The organism is Fructilactobacillus sp. Tb1 (genome assembly GCF_050500285.1).
Lineage (GTDB): Bacteria > Bacillota > Bacilli > Lactobacillales > Lactobacillaceae > Fructilactobacillus.
Window position 1 is genome coordinate 595,452 of record NZ_CP191377.1, and the last position, 22,621, is coordinate 618,072.

Annotated in this window: 23 protein-coding genes and 1 pseudogene; 10 read left to right on the forward strand and 14 right to left on the reverse strand. The window is 35.3% G+C overall.

Annotated elements, in window-relative coordinates; translation table 11 throughout:
* Both ACQW5G_RS03235 and ACQW5G_RS03240 read left to right on the forward strand, forming a co-directional pair.
* Positions 1 to 1,290, forward strand: a complete 1,290-nt coding sequence (locus tag ACQW5G_RS03235) for an MFS transporter (RefSeq protein WP_429971639.1) — start codon at positions 1 to 3, stop codon at positions 1,288 to 1,290.
* 88 nt (positions 1,291 to 1,378) lie between these two features.
* Entirely contained in the window at positions 1,379 to 1,789 is a 411-nt protein-coding gene (locus ACQW5G_RS03240) for a hypothetical protein (RefSeq protein WP_429971640.1), read from the forward strand.
* An 8-nt stretch (positions 1,790 to 1,797) separates the two neighbouring features.
* Here the strand turns inward: ACQW5G_RS03240 and ACQW5G_RS03245 are convergent, their stop codons facing one another.
* Together ACQW5G_RS03245 and ACQW5G_RS03250 are read right to left on the reverse strand one after the other, a co-directional pair.
* Entirely contained in the window at positions 1,798 to 2,373 is a 576-nt protein-coding gene (locus ACQW5G_RS03245; RefSeq protein WP_429971641.1) for a TetR/AcrR family transcriptional regulator, read from the reverse strand.
* Between the two features lie 252 nt (positions 2,374 to 2,625).
* A complete protein-coding gene (locus ACQW5G_RS03250) occupies positions 2,626 to 3,942 on the reverse strand; it encodes an APC family permease (protein ID WP_429971642.1) in 1,317 nt (438 codons plus the stop codon).
* Between the two features lie 650 nt (positions 3,943 to 4,592).
* Here ACQW5G_RS03250 and ACQW5G_RS03255 point away from each other — a divergent pair.
* On the forward strand, positions 4,593 to 6,482 hold the full coding sequence (locus ACQW5G_RS03255; RefSeq protein ID WP_429971643.1) for an acyltransferase family protein: 1,890 nt from the start codon (positions 4,593 to 4,595) through the stop codon (positions 6,480 to 6,482).
* A 183-nt stretch (positions 6,483 to 6,665) separates the two neighbouring features.
* Positions 6,666 to 7,199 (forward strand): helix-turn-helix domain-containing protein, encoded by a 534-nt coding sequence (locus ACQW5G_RS03260; RefSeq protein ID WP_429971644.1) that lies wholly within the window; start codon positions 6,666 to 6,668, stop codon positions 7,197 to 7,199.
* A 63-nt stretch (positions 7,200 to 7,262) separates the two neighbouring features.
* Here the strand turns inward: ACQW5G_RS03260 and ACQW5G_RS03265 are convergent, their stop codons facing one another.
* Complete coding sequence (locus tag ACQW5G_RS03265; RefSeq protein ID WP_429971645.1) at positions 7,263 to 7,406, reverse strand: hypothetical protein; 144 nt, start codon at positions 7,404 to 7,406, stop codon at positions 7,263 to 7,265.
* A gap of 118 nt (positions 7,407 to 7,524) precedes the next feature.
* On the opposite strand from ACQW5G_RS03265, the gene ACQW5G_RS03270 reads away from it, so the two are divergent.
* Complete coding sequence (locus ACQW5G_RS03270) at positions 7,525 to 9,075, forward strand: multicopper oxidase family protein (protein ID WP_429971646.1); 1,551 nt, start codon at positions 7,525 to 7,527, stop codon at positions 9,073 to 9,075.
* A gap of 48 nt (positions 9,076 to 9,123) precedes the next feature.
* Here the strand turns inward: ACQW5G_RS03270 and ACQW5G_RS03275 are convergent, their stop codons facing one another.
* Both ACQW5G_RS03275 and ACQW5G_RS03280 read right to left on the reverse strand, forming a co-directional pair.
* Complete coding sequence (locus tag ACQW5G_RS03275) at positions 9,124 to 9,924, reverse strand: DUF4097 family beta strand repeat-containing protein (protein WP_429971647.1); 801 nt, start codon at positions 9,922 to 9,924, stop codon at positions 9,124 to 9,126.
* A gap of 111 nt (positions 9,925 to 10,035) precedes the next feature.
* The gene (locus ACQW5G_RS03280; protein WP_429971648.1) at positions 10,036 to 11,892 is read right to left on the reverse strand and encodes a monovalent cation:proton antiporter family protein; all 1,857 of its coding nucleotides are present in this window, start codon (positions 11,890 to 11,892) and stop codon (positions 10,036 to 10,038) included.
* Between the two features lie 214 nt (positions 11,893 to 12,106).
* On the opposite strand from ACQW5G_RS03280, the gene ACQW5G_RS03285 reads away from it, so the two are divergent.
* Positions 12,107 to 12,190 (forward strand): type I toxin-antitoxin system Fst family toxin, encoded by an 84-nt coding sequence (locus ACQW5G_RS03285; RefSeq protein ID WP_429971877.1) that lies wholly within the window; start codon positions 12,107 to 12,109, stop codon positions 12,188 to 12,190.
* Positions 12,191 to 12,332: 142 nt separating this feature from the next.
* On the opposite strand, the gene ACQW5G_RS03290 is transcribed toward ACQW5G_RS03285, so the two are convergent.
* From ACQW5G_RS03290 to ACQW5G_RS03300, 3 genes are read right to left on the reverse strand one after another with little or no spacing between them, the layout of a single operon-like run.
* Positions 12,333 to 12,545 (reverse strand): hypothetical protein, encoded by a 213-nt coding sequence (locus ACQW5G_RS03290; RefSeq protein WP_429971649.1) that lies wholly within the window; start codon positions 12,543 to 12,545, stop codon positions 12,333 to 12,335.
* On the reverse strand, positions 12,538 to 12,840 hold the full coding sequence (locus ACQW5G_RS03295) for a pyrroline-5-carboxylate reductase dimerization domain-containing protein (protein ID WP_429971878.1): 303 nt from the start codon (positions 12,838 to 12,840) through the stop codon (positions 12,538 to 12,540). Before ACQW5G_RS03295 ends, ACQW5G_RS03290 begins: the two co-directional genes overlap by 8 nt.
* A gap of 21 nt (positions 12,841 to 12,861) precedes the next feature.
* Entirely contained in the window at positions 12,862 to 13,314 is a 453-nt protein-coding gene (locus tag ACQW5G_RS03300) for a pyrroline-5-carboxylate reductase family protein (protein ID WP_429971650.1), read from the reverse strand.
* Between the two features lie 235 nt (positions 13,315 to 13,549).
* Between ACQW5G_RS03300 and zwf the strand changes: the two genes are divergently transcribed.
* From zwf to ACQW5G_RS03315, 3 genes are all read left to right on the forward strand, one after another.
* Complete coding sequence (gene zwf / locus ACQW5G_RS03305; protein ID WP_429971651.1) at positions 13,550 to 15,031, forward strand: glucose-6-phosphate dehydrogenase; 1,482 nt, start codon at positions 13,550 to 13,552, stop codon at positions 15,029 to 15,031.
* Positions 15,032 to 15,146: 115 nt separating this feature from the next.
* The gene (gndA, locus tag ACQW5G_RS03310) at positions 15,147 to 16,577 is read left to right on the forward strand and encodes an NADP-dependent phosphogluconate dehydrogenase (protein WP_429971652.1); all 1,431 of its coding nucleotides are present in this window, start codon (positions 15,147 to 15,149) and stop codon (positions 16,575 to 16,577) included.
* Between the two features lie 245 nt (positions 16,578 to 16,822).
* On the forward strand, positions 16,823 to 18,220 hold the full coding sequence (locus tag ACQW5G_RS03315) for an amino acid permease (protein WP_429971653.1): 1,398 nt from the start codon (positions 16,823 to 16,825) through the stop codon (positions 18,218 to 18,220).
* Between the two features lie 39 nt (positions 18,221 to 18,259).
* Here the strand turns inward: ACQW5G_RS03315 and ACQW5G_RS03320 are convergent, their stop codons facing one another.
* The 6 genes and pseudogenes from ACQW5G_RS03320 to ACQW5G_RS03345 form a co-directional block, all read right to left on the reverse strand.
* Positions 18,260 to 18,700 (reverse strand): DUF2335 domain-containing protein, encoded by a 441-nt coding sequence (locus tag ACQW5G_RS03320; protein WP_429971654.1) that lies wholly within the window; start codon positions 18,698 to 18,700, stop codon positions 18,260 to 18,262.
* Complete coding sequence (locus ACQW5G_RS03325; protein WP_429971655.1) at positions 18,690 to 18,869, reverse strand: hypothetical protein; 180 nt, start codon at positions 18,867 to 18,869, stop codon at positions 18,690 to 18,692. The genes ACQW5G_RS03320 and ACQW5G_RS03325 overlap by 11 nt, the downstream gene beginning before the upstream one ends.
* A gap of 100 nt (positions 18,870 to 18,969) precedes the next feature.
* Positions 18,970 to 20,293, reverse strand: a pseudogene (locus tag ACQW5G_RS03330) (MFS transporter).
* 125 nt (positions 20,294 to 20,418) lie between these two features.
* Positions 20,419 to 20,691, reverse strand: a complete 273-nt coding sequence (locus ACQW5G_RS03335; protein WP_429971656.1) for an ArsR/SmtB family transcription factor — start codon at positions 20,689 to 20,691, stop codon at positions 20,419 to 20,421.
* A gap of 21 nt (positions 20,692 to 20,712) precedes the next feature.
* Complete coding sequence (locus tag ACQW5G_RS03340; RefSeq protein WP_429971657.1) at positions 20,713 to 21,306, reverse strand: DUF1054 family protein; 594 nt, start codon at positions 21,304 to 21,306, stop codon at positions 20,713 to 20,715.
* 18 nt (positions 21,307 to 21,324) lie between these two features.
* The gene (locus ACQW5G_RS03345; protein WP_429971658.1) at positions 21,325 to 21,696 is read right to left on the reverse strand and encodes a helix-turn-helix transcriptional regulator; all 372 of its coding nucleotides are present in this window, start codon (positions 21,694 to 21,696) and stop codon (positions 21,325 to 21,327) included.
* 220 nt (positions 21,697 to 21,916) lie between these two features.
* Between ACQW5G_RS03345 and ACQW5G_RS03350 the strand changes: the two genes are divergently transcribed.
* Positions 21,917 to 22,546, forward strand: coding sequence for a DUF975 family protein (locus ACQW5G_RS03350; protein WP_429971659.1), 630 nt, complete (start codon positions 21,917 to 21,919; stop codon positions 22,544 to 22,546).
* Positions 22,547 to 22,621: the final 75 nt, after the last annotated feature.

Genomic DNA, 22,621 nt, shown 5'->3' on the forward strand with positions numbered 1-22,621 from the left:
ATGGAACAAACAGCACAGCAACTTGAAATGCGACTAGATAATACTAAAGAATCAAAACTCTTCAAAAAAGTATTCATCCTTTCTTCATTAGGAATGATTATTGATGCCAGTGACGTGTACATGGCTGGAGCCGTGAATACGGCCATGATTAATTCTAAATTTAGTACCTTAGCACAAAGTTCTAATTTTATTTCCGCGGGTTTCTTAGGGTTGTTTATTGGGTCTTTGATGGCCGGTTTCCTAGGTGACAAATATGGTCGCCGAGCTGCTTATCAAATTAACTTATTAGTTTTTGGAATTGCGACTATCTTGGGTGCCTTTGCTCCTAACATTATGATTCTTTCAATTTTGCGTTTCATCGCTGCCTGTGGTCTTGGTTCAGAAATCATTACCGGTTATGCGATTGTTAACGAATTTGCCCCAACCAAAACGCGGGGACGTTGGTCAGGAACGACAGCCATCATTGCTAACTTTTGGGCCCCACTCGCTTTGGCATTATCTCTTTTCATCATTCCACATTACTCATGGAGAGCGATGTTTATCGTAATCGGAGCTTTGAGCTTGATTCTCTGGCTTGCTCGTCGTCATTTTCCAGAATCACCTCGTTGGTTGATTAGCCAAGGTCGGACTAAAGAAGCCCAGGCAATTATTGAACAACTAGAAACAGCTGGTACATATGATAAAGCAGCTCAATCTGCTCATAACGAAACTATTACTATTAGTTACAAACGCGCCCTCTTTATTAGTGTAATTACTGTTACAGCTATTTTGGTATCCCTTTTCATGTTCACTTCATGGGTTCCTACAATGTTACTTCAACGTGGTATTAACGTTGCTCATTCTCTTAAATACACTATGTTTATGATGACTGGGGCACCAATTGGAGCCTTGATTGGAACCCTCTTGATTGATAAAATTGGTCGTCGAATTACGATTATCACTACTTTCATCATTGGAGCTGCTTTAGCAATTGGTTATACTATGGTAACTACTGCTGGTGGCACGATTGCAATTGGTTTCTTGCTCACAACTTGTTTCTACGTTCTTATGGCATCCGCAGTTGGCGTTTACACTTCTGAAATCTTCCAAACTAACCACCGTTTTCGTGGAATGGGTTGGGCTCACGGAACTGCTAAACTATTGACTGTTTTGACTCCTTACTTTGCCGCTTATGCCATTGGTAAAACTAATCCATCAATGATTTTCTATGTAATTACGGGACTTCTCTTGATTGCTGCCGCAACAATTTTCTTTGCTGGACCAGAAACAAAGGCTAAAAATATTAAATAAAGTAAAAACCTAGCTAATTTAAAAAGCTAGGTTTTTTTATTGGGTTTGATTATGTTAAAATTCAATCAATAACTGCAGGAGTTTATTCATGAAAAATAAAACTATTAATATCATTTTATATGCTGTCATTATTTTCAATTTATTTTTATTGACTGGGATTTTCAAACCCAAACATCATCAAAAAGTTAGCGCTAGTATGGGCGAAAGATCTGAAATGACCATCAACGTTAAAAATAAATCCCATTATCAAGTGAATAAACATGGTCAATTTATCATTCATTCTTCATTAGTAATCGGAAAAAAGATTCATTTTTCTGCGACTAATCCAAATGTAACTTTTAAAGTCACCCGTTCTGGTAGCGCCTATAAAACAGTGGTCGCCCTTCCTGCTGGTGAAACAACTAATATCAATATTTATTCTTCTGGCAAAGAACTTACCAATTCATATCCAGTTAATATCACTTTAACTAACAAAAAAGAAACTCAATCGACTGATTAAGTTTCTTTTTACTTTTCTTCATAACTAAGTTCTAAATCACCAATTGGTGAGACTTGCAAAATTTCTAATAAAACTGCTCTAAATTGATCTGGTTCATCCGGAACTGGTTTGCTAATCCAAGAATCAACTGCAGCAATAACTGTTTGCAACAATACATTACAAGCAACTTCCTTCGTAATTACTTTGGATCTATAATCACTAAATAAATATTTAATCATCCATTTTTCATATTTTTCCATTACATGATTAAACCAAAAACCCCGTAAATCAGTCGTATAAATCACCCGCAATAAATCTCGGTTCTCATAAATATGTTCTGGGAGATAGTCTAAAACATCTGAGGCAGTTACTGCTCTGCCGTTAATTCCCTCATCTAAATTAGGAGTATCTAGTTTTTCATCAATTAAATCAATTAAATAGACAATAACTTCATAAATATTATCAAAATTGTTGTAAAAAGTTCTTCTTGCGATTTTACTTCGATTAATTAAAGCCGTAATTGTGACTTCAGAAATATGAGTATCAATTATTTCATCAAATAAGGCCATCGCAATTGAATCTTTTGAATTAGTTCTTTGTACCATACATACGCCCTGCTCCCTAGTGAATTATAAATTAATATACCATGGATTTAGGTAACAAAGTGTGCACAATTGGTAATTGACATAGATTATCTTGCTGAACGATTAATTTACGTTTCAGATGTCGTTAATTGTTACACAAAGGGTTGTCTTAGATCGACAAACGCCGGTAAAATAACACTTGCAGTAAAGATCTTCCAAAACTCCTTACTGTTAAAAATCCGCTTAGTGAAATCACTAAGCGGATTTTTTTAGTTATTTCCGTAATTTTTGGTGCAAATAATAAACTGGAATTCCTAATAAAGTAATTCCCAATCCTACGACAGCTAATCCAGTTTGATTGATTAGAGTGGTAATTACAATAAACAATCCACCGATAATCGCTACAATGGGAACCACTGGATACCAAAGTACTTTATAGGGACGTTCAAGATCTGGTTCACGTTTTCTTAGAATAAAGAGAGCTAAAAATAAAAGACAGTTGAAAATCCACATTACAAATACCAACATATCAGTTAAAATATCAAAGCTTCCCAACATAATCATGATAATTGCAATTACAAGAATTAATAAACTAGCTACATATGGAGCTGAAGCCTTGTTGAGTTTCTTAAATTGTTCACTAAATGGGAGTAAATCATCTTTAGCTAAGGCGTAAGGGATGCGGGCCCCAGTCATTGTATAACCATTAATCGTTCCAAAAACTGAGACTAGAATTCCGATGGTAACAATTTTTCCACCAAATTCACCGAATAGTTTTCCAGCAACTTGTGAAGCCGTGTTTGTGTTTCCTGCAATTGCATCAATTGGCATCGTTTTCAAGAAAACCCAGTTCACTAAAACATAGATAATCATGATGAAAGTTAACCCGAATACCACGGCCTTAGGAATATCTTTTTTAGGGCTTTTCATTTCGCCAGCAATATCACCGATGTTAATCCAACCTTCATAAGCAAACATCGTAGCTAACAATCCGCCTGAAAAGGCAGTTAACATATCAGCATGATCACTTGGAGCCATAGGAATGAAAGTAACATCAACATGTCCTGGCATACATAAACCAACAACGACAATTAAGAAAATCGGAATTAATTTAAAAATTAAAGTTGTAGCTTGAACTGCGCCACCAACTTTAGCACCACAAGCATTCAAAATGGTAATTAATACTACAACGGCAATCGCAATTGGTACTACTAATGCCATACCGAGATGAAGCAACACGACTACTTGGGTAGCAAAAATAATTGCCAAAGCTGCCATATTAGCTGGGACGTAAATTAACATTTCTGCCCATCCAAGTAAGAATCCACTCAAGGGTCCATAAGTATGCCGCATATATTGGACACTTCCACCAGTTTCAGGAATCGCAGCTCCTAATTCAGCAACGGTTAATCCTCCACAAATTGTTAATACCCCGGCCACAATCCAGGCTAATAAAGTTAAACTAACTGAATGAGTTGCCCCGACAACTCCCGCTGTTTTGAAGAACACTCCTCCTCCAATCACAGTTCCCATGACTAACGCTAAGGCGGTAAACGGTCCCACACTTCGTTTCAATTTTTGTTCTTGCATAATCTTTCTCCTCAAATTTTAGAAATAAAAAAACCTAGTTAGGAATTCCTAACTAGGTTGATATTTCATTTAATATACGCGTGAAAACACACATCGACTATTAATGATGACCTAATTAGAAACTCACGTATCTAACCAGGCAACTCAAAGTAACCTCGCTTAGATACAAATCTGCCAAGCAAAGCTAGAGGATGAGTTAAGTTGTGTCATCATTTTTAAGTTCATGAGTATGTTCCCTTCTGTTTTTTATGTTATTTAGATTAAACCATCTATTTTGGCATTGGTCAATACTTTTTGTTTATTTCATCAGACATTATCCGAACAAAGAAGGTGCTAAATAATTAAAAATCAGTATAAAGACGATTGTTAGTATATCTAATTAGTTTTTTCACATGCAAATTGAAAATTAAAAGATTATTTTTGTTCACAATTAATAGACACTAATTATCTGACAATCAAATTGCTTGTAACTACTATGATAGCTTACCTTATAAGGCTTTTTATTTGATATTATTCTAATTTAAATAAAACATAAAAAAATTCATGTATACATATTGTAAACACCAAAAATAATGATATATTTAAATTAATGTTTTTTAAAATATAAATAAAAAAATTAAATAATTGATAAAAAAGAACGGGATTTAATCATGCAAAAAAATACTTCAAAAAATAGATTCATCACCGGTTTTACCGGTTTAAGAGCTCTCGCAGTAATTGGTGTTATTTTATATCACCTTAACTCAACGTTATTTAGTGGCGGGTACTTAGGGGTTCCAATCTTCTTAACGCTGTCCGGTTACTTGGTTACCGATCATTTAATTCATGAATATACTGAAACCAACGGCTTTGATTATCGTAATTTTTGGAATAAGCGTTTCAAAAAACTTTATCCGACGTTAATCGTGATGCTTTTTGTTACCGCCGCTTATATTACGGTGTTTCAACGAAATTTAATTGCTAATCTATGGCAAAGCATTATAACTAATTTAACCTATACATATAATTGGTATGAAATTTTTAATGGCCAATCATACTTTCAAAACTTTGCTGGATCAGAATCACCATTCACCCATTTATGGACTTTAGCGGTTGAAGGTCAGTTTTACTTAATTTGGCCATTAATTATGATCTTTTTACTCAAATTATTTAATCGCAATGGCTCTCACTTCGGTAGTCGTAAGGTAAATACTAAACCCATCTTGTTCGTCGCTTTAGCCTTATCAGCTTTATCTATCTTCTTAATGGCTGTAATTTTCAAGCCTAAAGTAGATCCTAGTAGAGTTTACTATGGTACTGATACCAGAATGTTTTCGATTTTATTTGGAGCCGCTCTTGCAACGGTTTGGCCCAGCAATAAATTGGGTAGTAATTCAAAATTATCAGCCGTTTTCTTTGATTTGCTGGGATTAGTGGGTCTAGCTGCGATGGTAGCCATGGTCTTCGTAATGCATTCTCAATCTGCTTTTCTCTATCGCGGGGGAATGGCATTATTCTCAGCTGCTAACGTATTAATTATATGGGCCATTTTAGCTAAACAAAGTCACTGGAATCGCTTATTAACTAATCCAGTTTTTGACTGGATCGGTTCTCGAAGTTACGGAATCTACGTTTTCCAACTTCCCGTCTTTGTCTTCTTTGGTGATAAGTTCAAAAACTTAGCTGATAACCAACTGTTATATAGCGTAATTGAAATTATCATTATCGCCATTATTTCTGAAATTTCTTATCGTACCATTGAAAAACCATTTGGCTCTTTTGATTATTCTCCAATCATCAATTCAATTAAGAGCCTCTTTTCAAGATTCAAATTGACTTACTTCGTGCTTGCGTTAACTTTGATTTTAGGTTTATTTGGAACTATTCAATCAACTTTGGTTAGTCCTCATGCAGCTAACCACACTCAACTCGCTAAACGCATCAAGAAGAGTGCTACTAAAGAAAAACAACATAACAAAGAGTTAGCCGAAAAGATTAAAAATCATGAAGAAATCAAAGCTGTGCCAGCCGATGCCAAGCGCTTTGAAAAAGAAGGATTAACTCCCGAACAATTAAACAAAGCCGTTAACCTTTCTGGTTCTGCAATTGGTGACTCCGTAATGCTTTCTAGTAGAGATGATTTACAAAAGATTTTCCCTCGCCTTTATATTGACGCATCCGTTGCTCGTCAAACTAAAGACGGTGCTCAATCAATTCAAAGTCTTGCCCAACAAGGTTTGCTAGGTAATAACGTAATTATCGGATTAGGAACCAACGGAACTGTCGATAAGGATAATATCAAACAAATTATGAACATTGTCGGTCCATCACGGACGGTTTTCTGGATCAATAATCACGTTCCTAGTCAACCATGGCAAAACACTAATAATGCTGCTTTAACCGAAGCAACTAAGAAGTATCCCAACCTCAAAATTATTGATTGGAACAAATACATCTCTAGCCATACGAACTGGTTATATACTGACGAAACTCATCCTAATCAAATTGGATCACTAAAATATTCAAGTTTTATCGCAAAAGACGTTTTAAGTAACAAATAAAAAATAGCTCAATCCACTATCACACGATAATGAATTGAGCTATTTTTATGTATTTTTTTAATGTTAAAATTTAAAACAACCCATAACAAATACTGCTATATCAATATGTAACAAATAATTTGCTAGCCAAAAACATTATTTATGAGTAATAATTTAATCAAATCATTAAAGGAGCAATAACTAATGGAAAACAAATTGAAATATTATCGTGAAAGAAAAGGTTTGTCACAAGAAGACGTTGCAAAAAAATTATTCGTAACTAGACAAACTGTTTCTCATTGGGAAAATAATCGAAACATGCCACCATTAACTGCCCTTGAAGATTTATCTAAATTATATGGAACTACTATTTCAGCGCTTATTGGTGAGCAAGGAGCAGTTATGAAGAAAAAAGTAAATTTTATGGCATTATTAGGATTTTTAGTATTCTTTACATGCGTATTATCAATCATTCTAATTATCGGTCTCAGTTTAGTATTTACAGGATGGACTGTATCGTTATCTTTTGCCTTTTCACCATTTATATTAATTTGGGCATATTTTATGGGTCAAGGTTTTTCATGGTTTCAAACTGGGATTAGCGTTTTATTAGTAATAATCGGCATACCAATGTTCTGGATCATGTACTTTATTTCAAAGTATATTATTAAATTTTTAGTTGCATATTTCAGATATAGTTTTAGTTCTATTTTTTATGAAGTAAAAATAGAAAAATAATGTTAAAAAATAGCTCAATCCACTATCACACGATAATGAATTGAGCTATTTTTATGTATTTTTTTATTTACGAAGTGCACAGTATAAAGAATCTGCAAGCATTCCGATTACCATCATATACATGGCCATCATGCCTTTATCCATAAATAACATGGCTAGTGTTACTACCCAAAATATTACCAAAATCCAATTAAATACTTTGTTCATAATTCTAATTCCTCCATAAATAATTTTCATATTTCTATTTATTAGAAATATTGTAATCTATAATACCACACTAGATTATAATTGTAGTAAACTACTAGTTAAAGAAGGAGGAAGAATTATGTCTGAAGAAAAACAACCAATTTATGATAAATATTTTTTCAATGAATCAGCCTATGATTACCACGATGGTGGATATATCCCTCTTGAGGTCGCTGATGTGCCTGAAAGTAAGCTAAACATTCCATCAGTTTTAAAACCAGATAAGGAAACAGAGACTGATGTTTGGTACACCGTTGAAGCGGAACCAGGTGAAACCCAAATTTTACCCGGTAAAAAAACCAAAACTTGGGGTTATAACCAAAGTTTGTTGGGACCAACAATTGTTTATAAGAGCGGAAAAACTTATCACGTTACTTTAAAGAATAGTTTGCCCGAACTTACCACTTTCCATTGGCATGGACTAGATGTTCCAGGTCCATATATTGATGGTGGATGTCATGCTCCCGTTTACCCTAATCAACCAAAAGAAATCACTTTCAAAGTTGATCAACCAGCTGCTACATTGTGGCTTCATGCTCATCCATGTCCAGAAACTGGCTGGGATGTTTGGCATGGACTTGCTGCTCCAGTTGTCGTAACCGACAAACACGAAGCTAGTTTACCATTACCCCGTAATTATGGTGTCGACGATATTCCCGTAATTTTACAAGACCGGACTTTCGATGACAATAATCAATGGAATTATGACAAAGATTACGATCCCGATGGTACTGAAGGTAAAACGGCTTTAATCAACGGAACTGTAAACCCTACTTTTGACGTTACTACGCAAAAATTACGGCTTCGTTTCTTGGATGGTTCAAACCGGCGTGAATGGCGCTTACATCTTAGCGATGATTTAGTTATGACGCAAATTGCATCTGATGGTGGTTTGTTGCCAGAACCAGTCTTACTTAAGAAATTAATGTTAACTTGTGCTGAACGTGCCGAAGTTGTCCTTGATTTCAAGGATTACAAACCTGGAGACCAAGTGACTTTGTATACTGACGATGTTCCCATTTTGAAATTCAACATTAAAGCATTCACACCTGATACTACTGAAATCCCTCAACATTTAGCTGATATTACTTATCCTGATGTTGATAAAAATGCATTAGTGCATCAAGTTGTCATGTCTGGAACTGATGAAGCTGTTATGATTAACGGGAAAAAGTTTGGAATGATGCGGATTGATGATCGTCAAGAACTTGGTGTCGCAGAATACTGGGACATTACGAATACTAATGATTGTTGTGGTGGAATGGTTCACCCTTATCACACTCATGGTGGTTCATTTAAGATTATTTCCAGAAATGGTGAAGCTCCTTATCCTAACGAATTAGGTTACAAGGATACTGTTGGAGTTAACCCTGGTGAAACCGTCCGCGTTAAAATGAGATTTAATTACCCTGGGATTTTCATGTATCACTGTCACATCATTGAACACGAAGATGGTGGAATGATGGCACAAATGCAAGTTTATACTAAAGATGATCCCCATAAGAAATACAAATTGATGGATATGGATACTTTGTTGAATGCCTTAGCTAAGGAACGGCATTGTACCGTTGACCAACTCCATCTCAAGAGTTTAGATTCATACAAAGCTATGGGAATGGATATGTGTTAATTCATTCCAAACGAAAAGAGACGACAAAAATGTCGCCTCTTTTTTTGCTTATTTTTTATCAATTAACTTACTATTCGATAAATTAACATCACCACTATCAGCAGTCACTTCACTATCATTAACTACCGTATTTTCAAGGTTGATATCACCGCTAGCACTGTCAATTACAGCTTTAGCATATGTTGTGTCAGTCTGATTTTTAATGTTAACGTCTCCAGAATCACTATTTAAATTAATTCTTTGAGCTTTTAAATTATCAGCATCAACATCACCACTATCGGAATCAACACTAATGTTAGCGACCGCAATATTTTTTAAAATTGTATCGCCAGAATCGGTTCCAATCACCGCGTTATGTTTTACATTAACGTTAGCTAAGGTAACATCGCCACTATTGGCATCAATTTTCAATGCTGATAATGATGCATCACTAAGTTTTACATCACCACTATCACTATTAATTACGACATCCGTCAACTTAATATCCTTTGGTAAAGTCACAATCGTTACATGCTTTTGTGGATGGAAAAAGCCAGCAATATTAATCACAAATTCAGGTAGATGGAAACCCATAAAATGATGGTGTTCTTTTTCTGTAATCTTGATTTCATCATCGTCCAACTTAATTTTGTTTTCTTTTGCAGCTGGTAAATTAGATTCCACTTTAAATTTTGCGCCTGATTTTACCACTACATCTGATTGAACATCAATATTCAATTTATGAATTTGCTGATAATTATTCACTTGGTGACTAGTCGTATTGGAACCAGCTGGATTCATAACAATTACGGTTGCAACAACTACAATTATTAAGACTCCCCCGAAAATCCACGGTAATATTTTCTTCATAATTTTTATTCCTCTTCGTTTTACTATTTTTTAAATTTATCATGAATCAGGAAGAATCTCAATCTCATTTTGGCTAAACAAAAAGACCCGAAATACATCAGGTCTTCAAAATTAATTTAAAGTGCTAATTTCTTGGCGTACTTGATTACTAATGGTTTTATCTGCCGCAAAAATAATCCGATCATTCAATTCCAGAATGGTCGTTCCAACTGGATGAATCATCTTATGATTCCGGAAAATTCGCGCAATTGTAATATCATCGCTAAATGGCAAATCTTTGATGGGCATCCCCGCAAATTTACTGTTTCGCAACGTAACTTCATGAAGTTCAGTACTATTTGATTTAATCATATTAAACGTTGATGGAACTTCAATCAATTCACGTAACATCGCGATATTAACGGCAAACGTATTGTAAACTTCAACGCCTAAAGCCGTGAGTTCTTTTTCCCGTTCGTTTAAAATATCTCGTTCTTCAAAACGCGCAATTACCCGTTTAACTCCATATTTTTTCGCCACTTTGGCAAGACGATAATTAATATCTGGATTGAGATAGGCAAAAACAGCAATATCAGCATCAAAATAACCATTTTCTTTGAGGTAATCGGCATCAAGTGAATCTAGTAAATGAACCTTAGCTTTATGTCGAAGTGTTTCATAATTATCTTTATTATCCGTAAATAAGGTCACATCATACCAACTACCAGATAATTGTTGCGCTACTGGAATGGTACTCAAATTGGCCCCAAACATGTTCAATTTCACTTTCCGGTAAACTTCTGGACTAGGCGTAAACATCTTATTGAAGATTAGTGGTCCCACGACACAAGTAATAATGGCCGCTAACAAAAAGGCGCCAGATTGTTGCGGCGTAATTAATTTCATATCATTGGCAACCTTCAAAATGGCTAAGACCATCGTAATGGTAGTTGAAACTAAGGCCGTTCCGGCTAATGCATTTTTCTTATCAAAGCGAAGTCGAAAAACGGGGTATAACAAGGCTTTTGCTACCCAATAACTAAGTAAGAAAACGGGAATCAACATCAAAGTTTTGGGATCCGCAAGTAATTGTTTCACGTTCAAACCAACCCCACTCATCATGAAGAAAATTGGAATAAAGAAGCCATATCCAATCGAATCTAATTTTTCTTTAGTATTGGGTGATGGCTGCAATAGTTTATATACCATCCCGCCAACGAAAGCACCCAGCACAGCTTCAGAGCCAACTCCGACCGCAATAGTAGCCAATAACGCAATAATGAAAAATGCTAAACGAACATCAACTTGGGTAGTTGATTTGTTGAACTTATCTAAATGGACAAAGAATTTACGAAAACGAAAGAACACTAAGGCCGCAACCGCAAACAAAATCAACGTTAACCAAAGAGACTTAGAGTCGGTTCCAAAAATAGAGATGTAGACGGTTAATGCTAAAATAGGAACAACTTCTCCAAGGGCTGAAATAAGCAGGATAGTTTGCCCTAATGAAGTACTTAAAATTTCTTTTTCTTTTAAAGTAGCAATCACGATTCCCAAAGAAACGGTCATGAATAAAATGGCTGCTAACCAGGGATCTTTGAACAACCCAGTTACCTTACACATAAATCCAAGGGCTAGTGACAAGACCATAATCGTGCCGTAACCATACATCGCTAATCTGACGGATGAATATTTTGGTGCCTGTGCGTTGGCTTTAATTTCTAAGTCTGATTGTTGTTTAGCTTTCGGTTTAAATAAATCAAAATCAATTTCTAACCCACTTAAAAATAACAGTACGATTACTCCGGTACTGGATAATCCAGTTAAAACGGCATCCGGATGAACTAAGTTTAATAAACTTGGCCCCAACACAATTCCCACTAAAATTTCGACCACCGCAGTTGGTAACACGGAAATTTTAAACCGGGCTAAAACTAACGGTGTGACTAATGCTGCTAATAAAATAATTACTAATGAAATTTGATCCATATCTTTTCCTCGTTTCTCAATAATAACTATCATGAATACTAATTAACCTGCTTAATAATGGCAAGGATTTGGAGCTAAAGAAAAACACTTAAACTCAATAGATCGTTTAAGTGTTTGAATAAATTTTTTTCGTTTCAAATCTATAAATCGATATCTTATCCATGATATTATTAAGCGTCGGCTCTCCGCATAATAAATGCAAGGAGGTGCATCAATGATTGTTTCTGTTGTTTACCCAATCATCGTTGGGGTAGTTTTAACTATCTTCAAACGTTGGTACGATGATCGGAAAAAATAGCCGACATTCACCAACCACATAAAAAAGGCCACATCTATTCACAGTAGATGTGGCCTTTTGTGCATCAAATGTTTCTGTTGTTTGTGTAATTACATTATACTAACAATTTTCAATTTGTACAAACAAAAAAGATTAGCTAAAACTAATCTTTATCGTCTGTATCTTTGTTTTTATGTGAACGATACAAGAGTATCAAAGAAATCAACAAGACAATTACTGAAAATGACATTTTCAAGCCTAAACTAGTTAAGCTAAAAGTAAAATCAAGTAAAAAACCGTCATAAGTAACCATCAATATAATTGAAAGGATTAATAAAACTAACCCAATCCCTAAATATAATTTATGCTTATTCATCTTTGTAAGTTCCGTTCGCTTTGTTTACAGCTTGGTTAACTGCATTTCTGAAACCATTAGCATCAAGGGCGACGACACCTTTAATAGTAGAACCACCTGGTGAAGTAACTTGATCCTTAAGTTCAGCAGGATTCAATTTAGTATCAAGTGCCATTTTTGCACTACCCATAACCATGGCAGCAGCAACTTGATATGAAGTTTCACGATCCAAACCGTTTTGCACAGCAGCATCTGATAAAGCACCCAAGAAGACGTCGACAAATGCAGGTCCACAACCAGCAACAGTTCCAACGATTCCTAAATCTTTCGCTTTAACTTAAACCAAAGTCCCCATTGAACCTAACACTTCGTTAGCTTTTTCGGCGTCAGCAGGAGTGGCAGTATCACCTTTTTCAATCGCAATACATCCAGCATTCACAGCAACAGGAATGTTTGGAACCATACAGATTACTGAGTTCTTAGGGAAAATGTTTTTAATTCCCTTAGCAGAAACTCCTTGAGCAGCAGAAACAATGATAGTTTTTGCGCCAACAGTTACATCATTTAAAGCATCCAAAGTTACAGGAGCTGGAGTTGCCACAATCAACATATCCATATCAGAAAAATCATTATTTTCCATAACTTGGAATCCAATTTCTTTTTGGAAAGCTAGTAAACGAGGACTAACTCTGTGTCCTTTTACGAAAATATCGTTAACATCGTATTTGTTTGCTAAACCGCGAATCATAGCACTACCCATGTGACCGGCACCTAACACAGCAATTTTCATGATTAATTCCGTCCTTTTTGTTTTTTATTTATATAGTATAGGATAGTTGAAACTACCCCTCTTTTACAAATAAAACATCGTATAAAATTAAAAAAATTTACATAAATCTAGCTGGAAAAGTCGTTTTTGCGATAGCGTTTTCATTTAAGCTATCAAAGGAAGACAAACCCCTTTTAATATTTCGAAATGTGGTATACTCTTTAAGAGTAAAGAAATTATAGAAGGAGTGAATGATATGCCAAAAGAAACCCCTACAAGAGCAACTTTTATGCTTTTCGGTGGTACAGGTGACCTTGCATTACGTAAGTTATATCCTGCAATCTTTAACCTTTATAAAAAAGGTAGTTTGAGCACTCATTTTGCATTAGTTGGACTTTCACGTAAAGCTTTAACTGATGATGAATTCAGAGCTAAAATTATCGATTCTATCGCATCTGAAACTGATGACAAGGCTCAAGCTGAAGAGTTTGCTAGCCACTTCTACTGGAAATCACATGATGTAAATAACGTAGATCATTACAAAGAATTAGGCAAAATTGCTGATGAATTAGACGCAAAATACGAAACAGATGGAAACCGTGTCTTTTACGTTTCAATGGCACCACGTTTCTTCGGAATCGTTGCTAAAAACCTTAAAGAACAAGGTGTTCTTTCAACTAACGGTGGTTTCAACCGTCTAGTTATCGAAAAACCATTTGGTCGTGATTACGAATCAGCTAAGAAATTAAATGACGAATTAACTAGTGCATTTAACGAAAACCAAATTTTCCGTATTGACCATTACTTGGGTAAAGAAACTACTCAAGCAATTCCCGTTATTCGTTTTGGTAACCCAATTATTGAAGCAGTTTGGAACCAAAAATACATCAAGGATGTTCAAGTAACATTAGCTGAAACTCTTGGTGTTGAAGACCGTGCCGGTTACTACGATACTGCTGGTGCTCTTCGTGATATGATTCAAAATCATACCCTCCAAATTGTTAGTTACCTAGCAATGGACGAACCAAATGCTTTCGTTGATACTGAAATTCGTCGCGAAAAAGTTAAAGCCCTTGAAAGCATGGAAGTTTACGATGCTGAAGGTGTTAAACAAAACTTCGTTCGTGGGCAATATGGTGCAGGTGATGGTACTCCTGAATACCGTGATGAACCTGGTGTTCCTCATGATTCAAATAACAACACTTACGCTGCTGGAAAGATTGTTTTCAACAACCCACGTTGGGGTAAAACACCTTTCTACATTCGTTCAGGTAAGAAATTAGCAAGTAAAACTGGTCGTGTCGATATCGAATTTAAGAAACCAATCGTTGATATCTTCGCTAAAGGTACTCATCAACCATCAGAACTTAAGTCAAACGTCTTATCTCTTTTGATTGACCCTCGAGTTGGTATTACTTTGGATATTAACACTAAGAACTCAGAACAAGGTTTCCACACAGAAACTGTTGATTTGAGCTACTTACAATCAGATGCTCGTGCTGCTGAAGTTCCACTTCCATACGAACGTCTTTTCCATGATATTCTTAAAGGTGATGGAACTTACTTTGCAAGTTGGCCAGAAGTTGCCGCTGCATGGAAGTTCGTTGACCCTGTTCAAAAACTTTGGGACACTACTAAACCAGACTTCCCTAACTACAAGCCTGGATCAATGGGTCCAAAAGCTGCAGACGAATTACTAGCCCGTGATGGAAACTCATGGTACTTCCCTACTAAGTAGGAGTAAAGCGTTTTCAAAAAGGCAGTGAAACTATTTCACAATTATTGAATACAATGATAAACTGTTATTGTAGAAAAATATCAAAAATTACTTTATATACAAAGGAAGGCATATTATGGCTGACAAAAAAGCAAATATCGGAGTTATTGGTATGGCCGTTATGGGTAAAAACCTTGCCCTTAACATCGAAAGTCGCGGATACACTGTAGCAATCTACAACCGTTCTGCTTCTAAAACTGAAAAAGTTATGCAAGATCACAGTGACAAACACTTGGTTCCTGCATACAACCTTAAAGATTTCGTAGAATCAATTGAAGCACCACGTACTATCTTAATGATGGTTAAAGCTGGTAAACCAACTGATGCTGTTATCAACGAAATTCTTCCACTATTATCAAAGGGTGACACTCTTATTGATGGTGGTAACACTAACTTCCACGATACTATCGCACGTAACGCAGAACTTGCAAAATCTGGTATTAACTTTATCGGAATGGGAGTTTCTGGTGGTGAATTAGGTGCCTTACAAGGTCCTTCACTTATGCCCGGTGGTCAAAAAGAAGCTTACGACCGTGTTGCTCCAATCTTAGACAAGATTGCTGCTAAAGCCGAAGATGGCAAACCATGTGTTGCTTACATCGGACCTAACGGTGCTGGTCACTACGTTAAAATGGTACACAATGGTATCGAATACGGTGACGAAGAATTAATCGATGAAGTATTCAACATTCTTAGAAATGCTGCTGGATACTCAGTTGATGATTTAGCTAAAATCTTCGCTGACTGGAACAAGGGTGAACTTAACAGTTACCTTATCGAAATCACTGCTGACATCTTAACTAGAAAAGATGATCTTGGTGACGATAAGAGCAAACCTATCGTTGACATGATTCTTGACCGTGGTGCTAACAAAGGTACTGGTAAATGGTCTTCAGAAGATGCTCTTGATGAAGGTGCTCCTCAATCAGTTATTACTGAATCAGTTTACGCTCGTTTCGTTTCAATGTTGAAAGACGAACGTGTTGCTGCTTCTAAAGTACTTCATGGACCAGCTAAGAAACCTGAATTCGGTAGCGACAAGATCGTTGAAGATATGCGTCAAGCATTATACTTCGGTAAGATCATGAGTTACGCACAAGGTTTCGAACAAATGCGTATGGCTTCAGACAACTACAAATGGGGTCTTAAGTACGGCGAACTTGCTCAAATCTGGCGTGAAGGATGTATCATCCGTGCTCAATTCTTAGACGAAATTACTAAAGCCTTTGAAAAGAACCCAGAACTTAACAACTTGTTAATGGACCCATTCTTTGGCGACATTGCTAACAAGTACCAAGATGCTGCTCGTCGTGTTGTATCATTTGCTACTGAATACGGTATTCCAGTTCCTTCATTGGCAGCTGCCGTTTCATACTTTGATTCATACCGTGCCGCAGTTCTTCCTGCTAACTTGTTACAAGCTCAACGTGATTACTTCGGTGCTCACACTTACGAACGTACTGACCGTCCAGGTAACTTCCATTACCCATGGTACGTTGAACAATAAAAATTAAACATTAATTTTAAAAGACTGACTTCGTGTCAGTCTTTTTTTATACCATTTTTTAATGATATTTATCGTAACATGACTGTATCCCTTGCTATCACTGGATTATACCGCTTATATCCTAGAAAATAATCATCTTTCAATGTCACATAATGCTACATAGAACGTGGTTTTTCGATATAATGAAGTATATAATTACATTCTTGTGAACAACACTACATAGCTAACCATAAGGGGATAAAAATATGTCAGATTCAGACATTTCAAATAATAATAACAGTAAAAAAATGGCTCGTGGCCTTAAAAATCGTCATGTTCAATTAATCGCATTAGGTGGAACGATTGGAACTGGTTTGTTCCTGGGTTCTGGGGAATCAATCGGATTAACTGGACCTTCAATTCTTTTGGCTTATGCCATCACTGGTATCATGTGTTTCTTCATCATGCGTGCTTTGGGAACACTTTTACTTTCAGATTTATCAGCTAACTCATTCATCGAACCAATTGCAAAATATTTAGGTACAACGACTGGTTTTGTAGCTGGTTGGACGTATTGGATGTGTTGGATTATCGGAGCGATTGCCGAAGTAACGGCGGCCGGAATCTACGTTAATTATTGGTTCCCCGGAGTTCCAGCATGGTTCACTGGTTTAGTAATCCTTGCGATTATTTACATGTTAAACATTATTAACGTGGCTGCTTATGGTGAAACAGAATTCTGGTTTGCTTTAATTAAGATTATTGCGATCTGTGCCATCATTATCGTTGGAATCGTCTTAGTAATTATTAATTACAAGACCCCCGTTGGTCACGCTTCTGTAAGTAATTTATACAGCCACGGTTTCTTTGGAAACGGTTGGCAAGGTTTCGCCCTATCATTCCAAATGGTTGTCTTCTCACTTACTGGGGTTGAAATGGTTGGAATGACTGCTGGTGAAACTAAAGATCCTGTTCACGTTATTCCTAAAGCAATTGACGCCGTACCATTCAGAATTATCTTATTCTACATCGGTGCTTTAGCTGCAATCATGTGTGTTATTCCTTGGCATACAATTACACCTGACGCCAGTCCATTCGTAGAAGTGTTCAAAAATATTGGGGTTACTGGTGCTGCTGGAATTATTAACTTTGTTGTTTTAACAGCTGCTACTTCAGCATGTAACTCATCAATCTACACTACTGGTCGGATGATGTTTTCAATGACTAATGAAAGTAACGGTAAATTTACTAAAAAACTTGGAACTTTATCAAAACGTAAAATCCCACAAAATGCGATTACATTCTCAATCTTAATTGTTGCTGCGGCAACCTTATTGAACGTTTTAGTACCAAAAGGTGTCTTCGTCTTCATTGCAAGTATTTCAACGACCCTTTTCTTATTCATGTGGACCTTGATTATCTTGGCACAACTCAAATACCGTAAACAAGTTGATAAACAAGGTAACGAAGATAAATTACTCTTCAAGATGCCTCTTTATCCTTACTCAAGTTACATGGTATTAGTCTTTTTGGCCTTTGTAGCTATCGTCTTATTATTCAGAACTAGTTCATTAATTGCCTTAGTTGGATCACTTGTTTGGATATCAGCTCTCTACTTGGTAAAAGTTCGTGGCGATAAACGTGCAGCAAAATTAGAAAAATAATGTAAATGAAAAGACTCGATTTTAAAAATCGAGTCTTTTTTAGTGTTTATTTTTATTATAGTCACCGATAAATACAGCAATCAGTGGGGATACTCCTGATAAAATAGAAATCCATCCACTAACTGAATGACCAGTTAATATTAAAATAAATCCACCAATCATAGCTGTCATAGATATTATAAATGCGGCAATTACACCGAAAATCTGAGAAAATCTTATAGTTTTAATTTTTATAATATCAATGCTTTGCCTATTTTTAGCCTGTTCCTCAGCCATTTTAATAATTCTTTCCGCAGCATCAGGAACAATACTATTATATTGTTCCAATGTTTGTGGATCAGGAAGTGGTCCTGATTGAATCATTGTATGTTTAGCTTGAACAATGGACTTCAATTCATTATTCAAAGGTAAGCTTTTATAATTAACTGATTTTGTTTTTTGATATCTTCGTAATTTTTTATTGTTTTTCTTACTTATCAAATTTTTGCATTGCTGATCTTAAATCATTACCAACAGCAATCCAATCTTCTCTTAATTTTTCAGCATCTGTTTGAGAGTTACCATTACTAAATTCAATTTTAGAAAATGGCGTACCTAAACTATAAGCTTTTGATGCTCCATTGATAAATGCTTTAATATAATTTTTCATAATAACCACCTCTTTTATACGTCAAGTATATCATTTTAAACAAACAAATTATAACCTTTGTAATTTTACCTCCTAATGATATATACGTATAAAAGAACTATCATCTCTTAAATTTAAAACAACAGAAACATCCTAGCACTGAAACAATTGCTGAACATACCATAGTTGCTTTAAATCCATTTGCAAATAAATCAGACGAAATAATTCCGCCAAACTTGTAAAAGATAATTACCGACAATGCAGTACCAACTGCTCCACCCAGTAAACGAAAAACATTATAAATCCCGGAAGCTTTCCCTATTGATGTTCTATCTACTGCATCTAATACTGCTTTTTGTAATGCTGGTCCTGCCATTGATAAACCTGCTCCAGAAATAACTAATGGTAATATCATCACTGAATATGAACTATGGTTAGTAACCAAAATTGCTAATAATGCATATCCTAATCCTTGTAAAAACAATCCTAAAATTGCGATTATTTTTTCACCAAATTTATCAACTGCTTTACCAGCAAATGGTGCAACAACAACTAATGTTCCTGTCCAAGGTAACATTTTCAACCCTGCGCTAAGTGCATTATTACGATCAACTACTTGTAAAAATTGTGGTAAGAAAAAAACTACTCCGTACATTGACGCATATAACAAGAATGTGGCTAAGTTTCCGCCAGTAAATATCGGAGATTTGAAAAATGATAAAGGAATCATTGGTTCACTTTCATTATGTTGGCGAATAATAAACCAACCCCCAATTAAAATACTGAATAATCCTATAACTAATGGAACAAAAATGTTTTTAGCAGTTGTAATCTCAGTCAGTGCTAGAATAATTGTTGCAAAACTAACAATTACTACTAACGCCTTTACTTTCAGGTAATAATTTGTGTGAAAGCATGATAGTTATAATACCAACTGGAACATTAATCCAAAAAATCCATTGCCATGATAGTTGTGAAACGATTAAACCACCTAATGACGGTCCAATAATTAATGCTAGTCCTCCAATTCCACTCCAAATTCCTAATGCTTTTCCACGTTCAGAGTTTGGAATAGCATTAGTTAAAATTGCCATTGACATTGGTGTCATAACTGAGGCACCTATACCTTGAATGATTCTAGCAATAATTAAAACGTCAATATTTGGCGAAATAGCACAAATTATTGATCCAACTGTAAAAATTAAAATTCCAAGATTATATATTTTTCGGCGACCAAATTTCTCACCTAGTGCTACTCCAACTAGTAAAACTGCTGCGATTGTTATATTATATGCGTTCAATGCCCATTGCAACATATCAACGGAAATATGAAAATCATTTCTAATTGCTGTAGAAGCGGTTGTAACAATCATTGAATCCATCATCGACATAAAGAAACCCAATGACGTTAATACTAAAATCCATTTATATCCTTTTTTCATCATCTTTCCTACCTTATTTTTAATTATGCAAATAGTACAATAGTTCAAATACTTTTGTACTATTGTAGGATAACATTCAATTATTTAAATAACAAGTAATAAAAAAGAAGAATATCAACGATATCCTTCTACAAGTTTTGAAAAAAGTTAGTTATATACTTTTCAATAGTTTCTTTATTCAATTTAATATATTTTTCTCGTGCTTCTTTTCTAGTAGTAATCAGATTAGCCGCTTCTAAAATTTTAAAATGATAAGATCCAGAAGTTTTACTAATATTCATAATTTTTCCAATTTCACCACAAGTTATTTCTTGAGGATTTTCTTTTAAATATTTAACAATATCAATTCGAATTGGATCTGATAATGCTTTAAAAATCGTAATGCTCTTATCTTTATCCATTAGTAAAACTTCCTTTCATATCTATTTTAGCTTTTCATACAACGGTAACAACGTCTTCAAACTACTTAACAAGTAGTCATCCACCCCATCAGTACCGATAAGTTTATCACCACGTGCTACTTTAACACCAACCAAAACGTCTAAAGCTTTAACCTTCTTAAATTGTTTGACAACTTCATCATAGTCACTTAACGGTAAAGTTTCATTAACCATGTGATTTTGGCTAAGCACAAAATTATTCGGTAATTTAGCCACATCCGCAGCTGTCGCTTGTAGTTTGGGATAAATTTCAGCAGTTTGTTTTGGTTTCATATTACTTTCAACTGCTAAATAAAGGTATAAATTATCATTCCAGAAACCCAATTCAAAATGTGGTAACATCTTGTAACCACGTTTGTTAGTAGAAAAAGCAACCCAAGTAGTATCAGGGGCATAAATTTTACGCATCCGATGTTTGGCAACATGAGCATACCAATCTTGTCCGTCACTAGCTAAAATTTCAAGAATTGGTTTAGCAATTGTTTCAAACTTTGGATCAAGCGTAGCACGAATTTTATCCATTCGACCAGCTAAGGTTGGATCATTAAAAACTAAAAAATCAGAATCAGTAAACATAAGAAACTCCTCAAGTAATTAGAATATTAGCGAATGTAGTAAAAGAATAAATCCTTGACCGTGACCAGCAGCGTCTTTCGACAAATAGATGCATGATAAAAGGAAAATAGCAATTGCAACCGATAAAACTGGTGTTAGCCAGATTTTTTGAATTGTGGTCTTCGTTTTCTCAGCTTCCTCTTTATAGGCATGTTCATTTTCTCGGACCATACTATCAATGGAAACACCGTATAAATCACTTAGGTCAATTAAGATGGGAATTCCAGGTAAATTGCGTCCATTTTCCCAACTCGAAACAGTTTTACGCGAAACGTTCAACTTTTCTGCCAGTTGAAGTTGGGTATAATCGTGTTCTTGTCTTAATTTTTTTAGTTGATTTCCAACATCCATTAATAATACACTCCTATCAAGGTCTACATTATGTTGTAATTATACCCTATTTAAGATTCATTCCTGCCATTTTACCAAAATTTGGATGTCTACAATTAGGTTACATGCCTAATTTAACAGCATTTTAACGTAGTCTACATTTAATAGCTTTAATGTTTAGTGGTTTCCCTGTAAATTAGTAATCGAGCAAGTAACTCATAAAACAGATTGGAGATTTATTATGAATCAAAAGTTAAAACAAAAAACACTTAAATCATTTGCCGGTAACTGGTCACAAGCAATCGTGATTGCCTTACCCTACTTATTAGTTTTCTTCATCGGATCAGTTCCAGTAATTCCTTATACAATTCTTTCAATTTTCACACTTGTTGGAATGTCATATACATTTCAAATCTGGTTTAAAAGCGATCGTACCCCTGCTACTCCATTACAATCATCAGTAACTGAAATTTTTTCAACGCCGAATGCTTTTGGACCATTCTTAGTTGCGTTAATCAGTGAAATTTTCGCATCTCTCTGGAGCTTATTATTGGTAGTTCCAGGCATTATCAAGGCTCTTGCTTACTCGCAAGCAATCTTTATCTACAAAGATGCTGTTGAAAATGGTGAAACAAATCCAAAATTTTTAGACTGTATTACCAAAAGTCGTGAAATGATGGATGGTCATAAGGAAGAATTATTTGCTCTTAAACTATCATTTATCGGTTGGTTTATCCTTGCCGCTTTAACCGGATTTATCGGATTAATTTGGTTAGCACCTTACTACTGTGGAACTATGGTTAACTATTATGAAGAATTGAAAAAATACAACAACGAAGATGACTCATTAATTGAACCTGGTTATAAATAGGAGAATATCATGAATCATATCGCATCGTTTAATTTTAGTAATTTATCTGACTCACATACCCTTCAAATAGCGTTA

Coding starts and splice junctions, on each gene's coding strand:
- ACQW5G_RS03270 (WP_429971646.1), top strand. CDS start 7,525: ATGTCTGAAGAAAAACAACCAATTTATGATAAATATTTTTTCAATGAA.
- ACQW5G_RS03350 (WP_429971659.1), top strand. CDS start 21,917: ATGAATCAAAAGTTAAAACAAAAAACACTTAAATCATTTGCCGGTAAC.
- zwf (WP_429971651.1), top strand. CDS start 13,550: ATGCCAAAAGAAACCCCTACAAGAGCAACTTTTATGCTTTTCGGTGGT.
- ACQW5G_RS03345 (WP_429971658.1), bottom strand. CDS start 21,696: ATGGATGTTGGAAATCAACTAAAAAAATTAAGACAAGAACACGATTAT.
- gndA (WP_429971652.1), top strand. CDS start 15,147: ATGGCTGACAAAAAAGCAAATATCGGAGTTATTGGTATGGCCGTTATG.
- ACQW5G_RS03265 (WP_429971645.1), bottom strand. CDS start 7,406: ATGAACAAAGTATTTAATTGGATTTTGGTAATATTTTGGGTAGTAACA.
- ACQW5G_RS03280 (WP_429971648.1), bottom strand. CDS start 11,892: ATGGATCAAATTTCATTAGTAATTATTTTATTAGCAGCATTAGTCACA.
- ACQW5G_RS03245 (WP_429971641.1), bottom strand. CDS start 2,373: ATGGTACAAAGAACTAATTCAAAAGATTCAATTGCGATGGCCTTATTT.
- ACQW5G_RS03235 (WP_429971639.1), top strand. CDS start 1: ATGGAACAAACAGCACAGCAACTTGAAATGCGACTAGATAATACTAAA.
- ACQW5G_RS03250 (WP_429971642.1), bottom strand. CDS start 3,942: ATGCAAGAACAAAAATTGAAACGAAGTGTGGGACCGTTTACCGCCTTA.
- ACQW5G_RS03315 (WP_429971653.1), top strand. CDS start 16,823: ATGTCAGATTCAGACATTTCAAATAATAATAACAGTAAAAAAATGGCT.
- ACQW5G_RS03290 (WP_429971649.1), bottom strand. CDS start 12,545: ATGAATAAGCATAAATTATATTTAGGGATTGGGTTAGTTTTATTAATC.
- ACQW5G_RS03300 (WP_429971650.1), bottom strand. CDS start 13,314: ATGAAAATTGCTGTGTTAGGTGCCGGTCACATGGGTAGTGCTATGATT.
- ACQW5G_RS03240 (WP_429971640.1), top strand. CDS start 1,379: ATGAAAAATAAAACTATTAATATCATTTTATATGCTGTCATTATTTTC.
- ACQW5G_RS03285 (WP_429971877.1), top strand. CDS start 12,107: ATGATTGTTTCTGTTGTTTACCCAATCATCGTTGGGGTAGTTTTAACT.
- ACQW5G_RS03335 (WP_429971656.1), bottom strand. CDS start 20,691: ATGGATAAAGATAAGAGCATTACGATTTTTAAAGCATTATCAGATCCA.
- ACQW5G_RS03325 (WP_429971655.1), bottom strand. CDS start 18,869: ATGAAAAATTATATTAAAGCATTTATCAATGGAGCATCAAAAGCTTAT.
- ACQW5G_RS03275 (WP_429971647.1), bottom strand. CDS start 9,924: ATGAAGAAAATATTACCGTGGATTTTCGGGGGAGTCTTAATAATTGTA.
- ACQW5G_RS03340 (WP_429971657.1), bottom strand. CDS start 21,306: ATGTTTACTGATTCTGATTTTTTAGTTTTTAATGATCCAACCTTAGCT.
- ACQW5G_RS03255 (WP_429971643.1), top strand. CDS start 4,593: ATGCAAAAAAATACTTCAAAAAATAGATTCATCACCGGTTTTACCGGT.
- ACQW5G_RS03260 (WP_429971644.1), top strand. CDS start 6,666: ATGGAAAACAAATTGAAATATTATCGTGAAAGAAAAGGTTTGTCACAA.